This is a genomic window from Streptomyces sp. NPDC056296 (assembly GCF_042268605.1).
Classification (GTDB): domain Bacteria; phylum Actinomycetota; class Actinomycetes; order Streptomycetales; family Streptomycetaceae; genus Streptomyces.
On record NZ_JBHJRX010000010.1, the window covers coordinates 85,117 to 95,767 of the forward strand.

General features: G+C 66.1%; 13 protein-coding genes. 7 read left to right on the forward strand and 6 right to left on the reverse strand.

Annotation, left to right across the window (positions count from 1 at the left end; genetic code table 11):
- The first annotated feature begins 331 nt into the window (after window positions 1–331).
- Complete coding sequence (locus ACFCZF_RS09595) at window positions 332–1,798, forward strand: carboxylesterase/lipase family protein (RefSeq protein ID WP_376671190.1); 1,467 nt, start codon at window positions 332–334, stop codon at window positions 1,796–1,798.
- 95 nt (window positions 1,799–1,893) lie between these two features.
- Here ACFCZF_RS09595 and ACFCZF_RS09600 read toward each other — a convergent pair whose 3' ends face one another.
- Both ACFCZF_RS09600 and ACFCZF_RS09605 read right to left on the reverse strand, forming a co-directional pair.
- Complete coding sequence (locus tag ACFCZF_RS09600) at window positions 1,894–2,322, reverse strand: heme-binding protein (protein WP_375907405.1); 429 nt, start codon at window positions 2,320–2,322, stop codon at window positions 1,894–1,896.
- A gap of 4 nt (window positions 2,323–2,326) precedes the next feature.
- Window positions 2,327–2,758 carry a VOC family protein gene (locus tag ACFCZF_RS09605; RefSeq protein ID WP_376671191.1) on the reverse strand — a complete coding sequence of 144 codons (432 nt, stop codon included), beginning with the start codon at window positions 2,756–2,758 and terminating at the stop codon, window positions 2,327–2,329.
- 97 nt (window positions 2,759–2,855) lie between these two features.
- On the opposite strand from ACFCZF_RS09605, the gene ACFCZF_RS09610 reads away from it, so the two are divergent.
- The gene (locus ACFCZF_RS09610) at window positions 2,856–3,461 is read left to right on the forward strand and encodes a TetR/AcrR family transcriptional regulator (RefSeq protein WP_376671192.1); all 606 of its coding nucleotides are present in this window, start codon (window positions 2,856–2,858) and stop codon (window positions 3,459–3,461) included.
- Window positions 3,462–3,576: 115 nt separating this feature from the next.
- Here the strand turns inward: ACFCZF_RS09610 and ACFCZF_RS09615 are convergent, their stop codons facing one another.
- The 3 genes from ACFCZF_RS09615 to ACFCZF_RS09625 all read right to left on the reverse strand — a co-directional run bounded on the left by ACFCZF_RS09615 (window position 3,577) and on the right by ACFCZF_RS09625 (window position 6,089).
- Window positions 3,577–4,128 (reverse strand): cupin domain-containing protein, encoded by a 552-nt coding sequence (locus ACFCZF_RS09615; RefSeq protein ID WP_375907395.1) that lies wholly within the window; start codon window positions 4,126–4,128, stop codon window positions 3,577–3,579.
- A gap of 56 nt (window positions 4,129–4,184) precedes the next feature.
- Window positions 4,185–5,027 carry an HpcH/HpaI aldolase/citrate lyase family protein gene (locus ACFCZF_RS09620; RefSeq protein ID WP_376671193.1) on the reverse strand — a complete coding sequence of 281 codons (843 nt, stop codon included), beginning with the start codon at window positions 5,025–5,027 and terminating at the stop codon, window positions 4,185–4,187.
- A 327-nt stretch (window positions 5,028–5,354) separates the two neighbouring features.
- Window positions 5,355–6,089, reverse strand: coding sequence for an alpha/beta fold hydrolase (locus tag ACFCZF_RS09625; protein WP_375907390.1), 735 nt, complete (start codon window positions 6,087–6,089; stop codon window positions 5,355–5,357).
- A 352-nt stretch (window positions 6,090–6,441) separates the two neighbouring features.
- Here ACFCZF_RS09625 and ACFCZF_RS09630 point away from each other — a divergent pair, with 352 nt between their 5' ends.
- The 5 genes from ACFCZF_RS09630 (at window position 6,442) to ACFCZF_RS09650 (ending at window position 9,943) form a co-directional block, all read left to right on the forward strand.
- A complete protein-coding gene (locus ACFCZF_RS09630) occupies window positions 6,442–7,071 on the forward strand; it encodes a TetR/AcrR family transcriptional regulator (protein WP_375907387.1) in 630 nt (209 codons plus the stop codon).
- Window positions 7,072–7,222: 151 nt separating this feature from the next.
- The gene (paaA, locus tag ACFCZF_RS09635; protein ID WP_375907384.1) at window positions 7,223–8,182 is read left to right on the forward strand and encodes a 1,2-phenylacetyl-CoA epoxidase subunit PaaA; all 960 of its coding nucleotides are present in this window, start codon (window positions 7,223–7,225) and stop codon (window positions 8,180–8,182) included.
- A gap of 104 nt (window positions 8,183–8,286) precedes the next feature.
- Window positions 8,287–8,991 carry a 1,2-phenylacetyl-CoA epoxidase subunit PaaC gene (paaC, locus tag ACFCZF_RS09640; RefSeq protein WP_375907381.1) on the forward strand — a complete coding sequence of 235 codons (705 nt, stop codon included), beginning with the start codon at window positions 8,287–8,289 and terminating at the stop codon, window positions 8,989–8,991.
- Window positions 8,985–9,455: a 1,2-phenylacetyl-CoA epoxidase subunit PaaD gene (gene paaD / locus ACFCZF_RS09645; protein WP_375907379.1), complete on the forward strand. Its 471-nt coding sequence runs from the start codon at window positions 8,985–8,987 to the stop codon at window positions 9,453–9,455. Before paaC ends, paaD begins: the two co-directional genes overlap by 7 nt.
- 38 nt (window positions 9,456–9,493) lie before the next feature.
- Window positions 9,494–9,943: a MaoC family dehydratase gene (locus ACFCZF_RS09650; protein ID WP_375907376.1), complete on the forward strand. Its 450-nt coding sequence runs from the start codon at window positions 9,494–9,496 to the stop codon at window positions 9,941–9,943.
- Between the two features lie 52 nt (window positions 9,944–9,995).
- Here ACFCZF_RS09650 and ACFCZF_RS09655 read toward each other — a convergent pair whose 3' ends face one another.
- Window positions 9,996–10,613 carry a TetR/AcrR family transcriptional regulator gene (locus tag ACFCZF_RS09655; RefSeq protein ID WP_375907373.1) on the reverse strand — a complete coding sequence of 206 codons (618 nt, stop codon included), beginning with the start codon at window positions 10,611–10,613 and terminating at the stop codon, window positions 9,996–9,998.
- Window positions 10,614–10,651: the final 38 nt, after the last annotated feature.

The following is a 10,651-nucleotide window of genomic DNA, read 5'->3' on the forward strand; positions in this document are numbered from 1 at the left end:
GCCACAACAGAAACCCCGGCCGCACCACCCAAGACCCGAGCCACCACCGACCCTTGCTGAACAAGGGGTAATCGCCTGACTGCGCCGCGCCCCCTGGCCAAAACGAGAACGATCAGTTGCGCTATATGGCTGATCGGGCTAGCGTCATGGCTAGGTCCATAACGACGAACCCCGCTCGGGGCTCGCTTTCTCGAAAGAATCCTTCACCCCGCGAGCCGGCAAGACGGCGACCGCGTTCTCCGTGACGTGCCAGCGCCTCCGAGCATCGCGACGTAACGGCATCGTCGTACAGGTGAACCGGCACTGAACATGAGAGAAGAGGTGGAGCGCTGTGCGTCCACGGGTCAGCCTCACACAAGGCGTCGTCGAGGGAACCCACGACCAGGGGGCCCATCGCTTTCTGCGGCTGCCCTACGCCGCGCCACCGGTCGGTGACCTTCGGTGGCGGCCGCCGTCGCCACCGCAGAGCTGGGAAGGCGTCTACGACGCGAGCTACTTCGGCCCGGCCTGCCCGCAGACTCGTGGAGCCATCTTCGACCTGCGGGTGTCCGAGCAGAGCGAGGACTGCCTGCACCTCAACATCTGGACCCGCACCCTCGACCGCGGTGCGCGCCAGCCCGTCATGGTGTGGATACACGGCGGTGGATTCGTCGGAGGAGCGGGATCCGAGGACGGCCTCGACGGTACGTCGCTGTCTGGACAGGGCGTCACCGTCGTCACCCTCAACTACCGGCTCGGCGCGTTCGGTTACGCCGCCCACCCGGACATCGGCGCGAATTTCGCCGTGCTCGACCAGATCGCGGCCCTGAAGTGGGTGGCAGAGAACATCGAAGCCTTCGGTGGCGACCCGGACAACGTCACGGTGTTCGGTCAGTCCGCCGGGGCGGCTTCGGTTCGCGCCCTTCTGTCGGCCTACCGTGCCAAGGGCCTCTTCCACCGGGCGATCCTGCAGAGCGCCGGATTCGAACCGGCGGCCAGTCAGCCGAAGCCTCCCGGCCCCGAGCGCACGCTGGCAGCCACCAGGGAGCTGTTCGCCAAACTCGGCGGAGACGTCGAAGCCGCGCGCAACGCATCCACCGACGAGGTGCTGGCCCTCTCCGAGGCCCTCGCCGGCATCCGCCCCCCTGCGGGCCAGGTTCACACGCCGGCCAACCTGGTATGGACACCGATCTCCGATGACCGTGAAGTGGCCGAAGGAGACAACTTCGTCGGCTGGCCGGCCGAGGTGCCCGTCATGCTGGGCGTGGTGGACAACGAGGCGAGGTATTTCCTCCCGCCGAAGGCACCTGTCGCACCAGAAGTGCTGGAGAACATGGCCAAGGCTCTGGCCGGCCGGTACGCCGAAGAAGTTCTCGATCTCTTCGCCGCCTCTGGGGCCTCCACGTACGAAGCGCTGGACCAACTGTTCACCACAGCCGTCTTCACCGAGCCGGCTCTCGCGACGCTGAAGCGCTTCGCGGCGCTCAACAGGGTCGTGTACTACTACCACTTCGGCCGGGTATCACCCGGGTTCCTGAAGTCTGGGCACCTGGCCAAGCACACCGCGGAAATTCGCTACCTCTTCGGCAACCTGAGCCCCGACGAGGAATACGACGCCACAGACGCCGCGCTCTCCCGGGACGTGCAGAGCGCGTGGGTCTCCTTCGCACGTACCGGGAAGCCGTCCCTGCCCGACGGATCCGTCTGGCCGCGCTACGGAGCCGACGCCTCGGGCATGACGATCATCGGCGACACCCTCCAGGCCGCACCCTTCGTCGGCAAGGAACTGACCGGCATCATTCATCGCCTCCGTTCCTAGTTCCCGTACTCCGCCAAAGAACAAGGGCCTCCGGTTGGGGAGCGGATCCGTCGAGGAACCGCTCCGTCAACCCGGAGGCCTTTGTGATGTCCGGATCAGTCGCTACCGGGATCAGCCGTGTGTCCAGTGGCCTGGATCCCCTTGATCGCGCATTCCTCGTCCTTGTCGGGGAGGTGACCGCTGACACCGACGGCACCGACGATCTCGCCGGCGTCACGAATGAGCACGCCACCCGGCACGGGTACGAGGTCGCCGCCCGCCAGTTCCATCAGGGCGCTGATGAAGTGAGGGTGCGCCTCGGCCCGTACCGCGAGACTCCGGCTGCCCACCCCCATGTTGAGCGCTCCTCGCGCCTTGCCCACGGCGATCCGCTCACGCAGGAGAGAAGAGTGGTCCTCGCGGGCGAAAGCGATCAGGTAGCCGCCGGCATCCAGCACGGCGACCGTCATGGGCGGGAAGTCATGGTCCCTGGCGTGGGCGAGAGCGTGCTCCACGATGGTGCGGGCCTGCGTGTAGGCGACCATTGCCTCACCTTCCTTTGAGGATGGCATCGAATCCGCCTACCGGTTCGGTGTAGAGGCGGAGCATCGTGCCGTCGGGGTCGTGGAAGCTCAGTGCATGACCCATACGGGCCTCGACCACGGAGCCGTGAGGCACCTGGCACGTGTCCAGATGGGCAGCCCATCGGTCAAGCTCGGCGCGGTCGGTGACGGACAGGGTGAGGGGGTCGTACGCGGCGGCCGTACCTGCGGCCTCGGGCGCCAGCCGCAACTGCACCGGAATGGCGACACCTGGCAGGGCCAGGACTACGGAGTAGCGACCGGTCTCCGCGTCGTGATGGTCCAGCGCGGGCACACGTTCACCCGCGAGGACTCGCGTGTACCAGGCGGTGCTGGCATCCAGATCGGTCACGGGCAGAGTGACGTGGTGGAGCCCGGAAAGGGAGGGAGGTGACACCATGGACGCTCCAATAGATAACGAACGTTCTCGTATACAATCTCGAGCTTATGGCACCTTGAGCCCTTAGCGCAATCAATCGTTATCGTATGATGTAGGTATGCCCCGCCTCAGCGAAGCGACACGAGCCAAGCGCCGCCAGCACGTCCTGACCAGCGCCTGGAGCTGCTTCTCACGTAACGGCTTTCATGCCACCTCGATGGACGACGTCATCTCCGCCACCGGAATGTCCGCCGCCGCGGTCTACCGGTATTTCCGCAGCAAGGACGATCTCATCGACGCCACCGCCGAGGTGGGCATCGGGCTCGTGCGCGACATTTTCGACTACATACTGACCATCGAGCCCTCGCCCGGCCCGGCCCAGACTCTTACCCTCATCGTCGAGGAACTCGGAAAACGTACCCAGCACCCGGACTACGACCTGTCCAAGCTGGCACTTCAGACCTGGGCGGAGAGCCTCCGCCGCCCGGCGCTCAGCGAGCGCACCCGCGCCTTGTACAACGAGTCCGGCGGGCGCCTCACCGAATTGGCCACCCGCTGGCAGGCCGAGGGCCAGCTCGCCCCCGATGCCGACCCCAGGAGTGTCGCCCCGGTGGTCGCCGCACTGATGCACGGCCTCATCATCTGCCATCACGTGGCGGTCGGCGTCCAGGCGGAGGAACTCCTGCGCGGCCTCAAGGCTCTCGGAACAGCTTTGGAGAATTGACTCTGCGTTGCACCGGCCACGTGGGCCGGCCACGTCCCAAACGGACGCGGCTGGGCCGACGTCGTGTCTCATCGGCCCAGCACAATGTTGGTCGGCTCCCCGAGCGGGGCTGCTGTCAGGAGGCGGAGGGACCCGCCGGCGTGGCATCGATCATGGTGCCGACCAGCAGGCACGGACTGTCGGAGCGATTGCTCCATCCGTGGTTGACGCCTCGGATGATCACCGTGTCGCCCGGCCGCATCAGCACGTCCTCCGTGTCTGTGACCAGGTAGATCTCCCCACGGACGACCGTGATGCAATCCATGGTGTCCGTGCGGTGCATCGTGGCGTGGCGCTTTGAGTCCGCCTCGGTGGGCTCATGCTTCTGCCCCACCAACTTGTTGGCGGCCGCGAACTGTTTGCGGTGCTCCTCCGGCTCCATGTCCGGCCACAGCTCCAGGGCGCGGATCAGCATGCCGCCCGGGTGCGGCTCGCGCTGTGCCCCCAGGCCCTCCATCTGAGACCGGTCGCCTTCGATGGTGTTGTCGACCGGAACCTCCCGAGTCGCCCACAGAGTGGAACGCCAGAAGAAGCCGTCCTTGGTCTGGATGTTGGTCGGCTCTGTTTCGAGGACGGCGGACCGCCCCTCGTTGTCGGGGCCCACAACGAGCCTCTTGATGTCAGCCATGATTACCTCTCCAACTTCGTGGGATCTGTGCGGTCGCTCCCTGATGGGCCGACCCGTCAGTAGTGGTCGGGGAATCCACTCACGGGGGCGGGCGGCCTGGAGTAGGCGGTTCCGACCACGGCCGAGTCGAGTGCCGCGATGGTGCTCTCGCACACTCCGCGGAACGCCATGATGTCGATGCCGAGGCAGAACACCCGGATGCCGTCCTCGAGGGCCTTGGCACAGGTGTCGTGTGTCGGATTGAGGATGGGCCCGCCCATGAGCACCACACCGTGGCGGGCAGCGGCCTCCTTCACCCTGGCGTAGGCGTCACGCACCTTGGTGCTGCTGTGCATGTTGGCGCCTTCCCCCATGGCGAAGGCCAGCTCACCGGCTGCGAAGCAGAGGACGCGAACCTGCTCGATGGCGCAGATCGCGTCGATGTCCTCCAGCGCGTCCAGTGTTTCGATGAGCGGGATGACGAAGAGGTTCGCGTCATTGTCCGCAGCATGCTCACCGAAGGAACGGATCGAGTAGCCGGCGGCCCGGTACGCGGGACAGATGCCGCGCTTACCGTTCGGGGGGTAGAGCATGAAGTCCAGAAGTTCCCGGATCTGGGCTGCCGACCTGGCCATCGGCACGATCAGTCCGTGAGCTCCGGCCTCCAGCGCCCGTCGTCCCGCGGTGACGTCGCCGGGCTCGGGGATGCGCACCAGAGAGGTCAGACCCGCGGCCTCGGCGGTACGGATGGTGTCCTCGAGGGCCCGGGGGTTGGTGGCGCAGTGTTCGCTGTCCAGCCAGACATAGTCGAACCCTGTGCGGCCGAGGACCTCGATCAGGGTGTGGTCGCCGGTGAAGCACTGCATGCCCACCGGCACCGTGTTTTCGTCCAGCATCGCCATGAGGCGGTTCGTAGCCATTGCGGGGGCGCTCCGTTTCACTCATGGCCGGCGCCTGTCAGGCCGGCCGGGTCTGGAGGGGTGGAGTGTGGTCGCAGTCGATCGCCCGGGGCGGCTCGGAGACCTACACCGCTTCGATGCCGCGGAAGCGGCATGACCCTCCCAAAGAGAAACAAACGTTTCCGTTATGCGTCGACCGTAGGTCTGGGAGCCTCCATAGCGCAAGCCATCGTTTCCGTTACGGCCTAAAATAACGGCAAACCCCAAGGTTCCGCAGATCGAGGAGACGCCCCCACCTCGCGGCCGAAGCCGCCCCGCCGGCAAGGCGCGCCCCGCCGGCAAGGTGCCTCATCGGCGTTCACACGCCGTGAGGAACGCGCGGGTCAGCTCCTCGGGCCGGGTGAAGCACGACTCATGACTGCCCGGAAGGGAGATGACCAAGGGGTCGGCGAGCCGCTCGGCGAATCTCTGCCAGCCCCAGCGGTCGTTCTGAGGCAGCGCCTTGTCGTCGGTCGACAGGATGTAGCAGGTCGGGATTTCCAGAGCGAAGAATCGGTTTTGCCGAGCTGGGTCATCGAGTGTCGCGAATGGCTGTGGGCGCAGCATGTTGTAGACCGCTCCCTGGGTCGCGGCAGGGGCGTCCTGCATGAAGGCGGCACGCCACACGTCGAGGGACAACACGACGGTGCGGTCGGCGGCCCTCTCGGCCTGAGCGACGAATCCCTGCCGGTACTCGGGCGGGCACGCGTCCAGCATCGACTCTCCGTCGTGGGGCACGAACGCACTCCAGAACACCATCCGGCGGATGCGGTGGGCAAGGGCGGTCGCGGCGCCGCTGGCGACGAAGCCGCCCCAACTGTGCGCGATCAGCGTGATGTTGTTGAGGTCACGCCGCTCCACGTAGTCGATGAGGTACTGGACCGCGTCGCTCAGACCGACGCCACGCGGATCGTCGTCGATTCCCAGCCCCGGCATCGTGGGGGTGAGAACACGGTGGCCTTTCGCCCGCAGGCCGGGGGCCACCGCGTTCCATGCCCACCCGCCGTGCCAGGCGCCATGGATGAGGACAAACGTTTCGGACATGCGCAACAGCTCCTCGGCTTCCGTGACCCCAGGGCACGGCCGACGGCGTCCAGGGCGCCGGGTGCGCTGCGGTGACTTTGCGACGAAATGGCGAAGGCACACAGATGTGGCCTCCGGGCGGGGTGGGTGGGGTTGCCCTCCCCCGGCGAGCGATCTCAACACAGAGGTTCGGTGCCGACCCTCGCCCCCCGGGGGGCCTGACGCCGGGTTTTCGGATCATCCCGACGTGACAGCCGCGGGGACGAGATATTCCACGCGTACAGGGCTGATGTCAATGGCAGGTTCCGCGCACGCCCAGGTCGCATCGCCCTTGGGTCACTGGTCCGGCCGTCCGTGCCTTAGCGTTCATCGCATGACCGCAGCCAAGAAGGACCCAGCTCAGGGCCCCGGCGCCAGGAAGACATGGGATCCGGACTCATTGACCGATCTGGCGCTCAGTGTGTTTCTCGACCGAGGGTACAGCGAGACCTCGATGGAGGACCTCGCCCGGGCGGCGGGTACGCACAAGTCCAACTTCTACCATCACTTCCCGGGAGGGAAGCGGGAGTTGTTGCGTCGGGGACTGAACCGAGGCCTGGACGCACTGACCGGGGTGTTCGAGGAGCCCGGAGCACTGGAGGGGCCCGCGGCCGGCCGGCTGCGGTACGTGCTGCGCCGGGCGATCGAGGTCGAGTTCGATCTGCTGCCAGAAGTTGCCCTGCTCCTGCGGGTGCGCGGGAACAGTGAGGTGGAACTCGCCGCGCTGGAACGGCGGCGCGAGCTCACCAGGCGGCTGACCGGCATCGTGGAGGCAGCCATGGAAGAGGGCGGGATTCGCCCGGACCTTGACGCCCACCTCATCGCGAGGCTGCTCCTCGGCGTGGAGACGTCCATGACGGACTGGCTGCGGCGCGACGGTCGGCTCGACGCCGACACGATTGCCAGGTCCATGCTGAGCATGGTCTTCGAAGGGCTCAACCCTCAGGTGCGGGCGGACCAGTGATGAAGGGGCGCCGCGCGAGACCGTCTCTCCTCGGCTGATCGCGCGGCGCAACGGCCCTTCAGCGTGGCTGATACCCCTCAGATCGGACCTTGACAAGAACCGCGGCCAGCTTTACACATGGACTAACCGAACGTTCAGTGGGGAGCATGGCATGGCCCAGGCGTCGCAGCAGACGACATTGGAAGACGGGTTGTCGCGCTTTGAAACCCTGATCGACCGAGACGAGGCGGTGGAGCCCCGGGACTGGATGCCCGAGGGATACCGGGAGACGCTGGTCCGGCAGATCGGCCAGCACGCGCACTCGGAGATCATCGGGATGCAGCCCGAGGGCGAGTGGATCTCACGCGCCCCGTCGCTGCACCGCAAGGCGATCCTGATGGCAAAGGTCCAGGACGAAGCCGGTCACGGCGCCTATCTGTACGCGGCTGCCGAGACCCTCGGCGTGACGCGCGCCGAACTGGTGGACCTGCTTCTGGCCGGTAAGCAGAAGTACTCCACCATCTTCAACTACCCCATGGTGACCTGGGCGGATGTCGGGGTCATGGGCTGGCTCGGAGACGGCGCGGCGATCGTCAATCAGGTACCGCTGAGCCGCTGCTCCTACGGTCCCTACGCACGAGCGATGACGCGCATCTGCAAGGAGGAGAGCTTCCATCAGCGACAGGGCTTCGACTTGATCCGGGCCATGATGGACGGCACCGATGAGCAGCGCGAAATGGTGCAGGGGGCTGTGGACCGGTGGTGGTGGCCCTCCCTCATGCTGTTCGGGCCGCCCGACGACAAGTCCCCTCGCAGCAAGCAGTCGATGGCGTGGAAGATCAAGCGCTTCAGCAACGACGAACTCCGACAGCGTTTCGTCGACCGTGCGGTTCCGCAGGTGGAGTACTTCGGTCTCACAGTGCCCGACCCCGAGCTGGTCTGGGACGAGAGCACCGGCCACTACCGCTTCGGTGAGATCGACTGGGACGACTTCCGCTCGGTCATGACCGACGGCGGACTCTGCGGCGGTCGGCGTATGGACCATCGGCGCGCCGCGCATGAGGAGGGTGCCTGGGTCCGTGAGGCGGCGCTGGCCTTCGCGGTCAAGCGAGCCGGGACGGAGGCTGCCTGATGCACGTGGCACGCAGACGACCCTGGGACTCTCCCGCGCGACCCGTTCACCCGACGAACCGGCTAGGAGGTGAGACAACTGTGAGGACCGCCGACGAATCAGCTGTGAAGACCTACGCCCTCAGGCTGGCCGACGACGCACTCGTCCTCAGCCAGCAGCTCGGCCTGTGGATCACGCGGGCGCCGGAGCTGGAGGAGGAACTCGCACTCACCAACATCGCGCTCGACCTGCTGGGCCAGGCCCGCGCACTGCTGCGCCGGGCCGGCGACGAAGACGAACTCGCCTATCTGCGTGATGCGACCGGCTTTCGCAATCTGGTGCTCGTGGAGCAGCCCAACCGAGACTTCGCCCACACGATGGTCCGGCAACTGCTGTTCTCCACCTTCCAACTCGCGCGCTACCAGGCGCTCGTAGAATGCGACGAAACGATCGCGGGTGTTGCGGTCAAGGCGGTCAAGGAGGTCGCTTACCACCGCCATCACGCCGCGCAGTGGGTCCTGCGACTCGGTGACGGGACTGCCGAGAGCCACCAGCGGACAGCTGAGGCGTTGGCCAGCCTCTGGCCCTTCACGCACGAGATGTTCCTCGGTGACGAGATCGACCGGGCGGTGGGTGTGGACCCGGCCACGTTGCGGGACAACTGGCTGGCGTACGTCGAACAGGTACTGCACGACGCCACTCTCAAGATCCCAGGGGATGTGCAGCCCTGCCCGACGGGGGGCCGCGAGGGGCGACACACTCCGGCGCTGGTGGACCTGCTCGCCGACATGCAGAGCCTTTACCGGGCACACCCGGGGGCGTCATGGTGACCGAAGCACGGGCTCGAGAGCTGGTCTCAGCAGTTCAGGACCCGGAAATCCCTGTGCTGACCATTGACGACCTCGGCATTCTCCGCGGTGTGCAGGTCACCGACGGCGCCATCATCGTCACCATCACGCCGACATATTCGGGCTGCCCGGCCATGTCGGTCATCGAGTCCGATATTCAGGACGCGTTGCGGGTGCTCAACCCTCCCAGCGTGGAAGTACGTACCGTGCTCTCCCCGCCCTGGTCCACCGACTGGATGAGCGCGGATGCCCGCGAGCGGCTTCGTGCCTACGGCATTGCCCCACCTCAGCCGCGCGACAGTGACCTGCTGGAACTGGGCGTTCGCTGTCCACAGTGCGGCTCGGTGAACACTCTCGAGCGCTCGTTCTTCGGCTCGACAGCCTGCCAGGCGCAGTACGTGTGCGCCGGCTGCCAGGAGCCCTTCGATCACTTCAAGACCCACTGAAGCCGACAACAGCCATCGACAACATCAGGAGAAGATCAATGATTGGCGCAACCCCACTCTACTTCGACGACCTCAGCATCGGCTACGAACTGGAGGGGTCATCGATCACCGTGACTGAATCGCACGTCGTCGCGTACGCCGGTCTCGTCGGTGACTTCTACAAGCTGCACATGGACGCCGAGGCGGCGGCCAAGAGCCCCTTCGGCAAGCGTGTTGCGCACGGTCCGCTCACCTTCGCCCTCACCATCGGACAGTTGGCCCAGCGGCTTACCCACCTTGACGTACAGGTCGAGGCAGTGGTGGGGATGAACAATTTCCGGTTCTTCGCTCCCGTCTACTTCGGCGACACACTGACTCCGCTCGGCCGTATCGGCAATACCCGGCCGCGTGAAACCAACGGAGCTGTGACCATCGAGATGACCGCCAAGAACCAGCACGACAAGGAAGTTTTCACCGGCGATTTCACTCTTTTCGTCGCCCGCAAGTAGCCGGTCGTGGCGTCCGCGCCGGACAGCGTCGACCTCGCCGGCCGTCGCAGGGTCAGCCGGAGGCACCTACCGAGCGCCACGAGGCCAGCACCGTGCCTTCGAGCAGCGCGGCCACCTCGTGCGTCGGCAGATGGCAGCAGTCCCGTAGGTCATTGACGACACGTTCGTCGAAGGTCGTGACCCACAGCAGGAACGCGATGTCGAAGTCCTGGCGGGGAATGAGTGATGCTGCGGCCAGATCCTCGATTACTGGCCGCAGCGCGTTCGCAAGACGCACCGCGAATGGGTCGTCGGCATGCAGGCGGCTGAGAATTCCTTCGGATTCCCGCACATGAGCGGATGCCCGGCCCCAGGTATTGATGCGGTCGACCCACGCGACGCAGGCGTGGTGCAGCCGCTCCGTCGCCGTGCCGTCCGGCATGCCGCCGGAGATCGCTTCAATCAGGTCGCCCAGTACGAACTCGTTCAACCCGGCGAGCAGTTCGTCCATGTCGCTGAAGTGCCGGTACACGGTTGCGGTGCCGAGGCCGGCCCGCTGCCCGAGTTCCACCAGCGTGAACTGCGGGCCCTTGCATTCGATCAACAGATCGAGAGCTGTGCGGATCAGCAGGCGCCTGTTGGTCAGCGCGTCCCGACGTCGGGGCTTCGGGGATGACTCGGACTTGGGCATGGGCTGATCATGTCCCGTTTCCGGGCCGATGTGCCAGT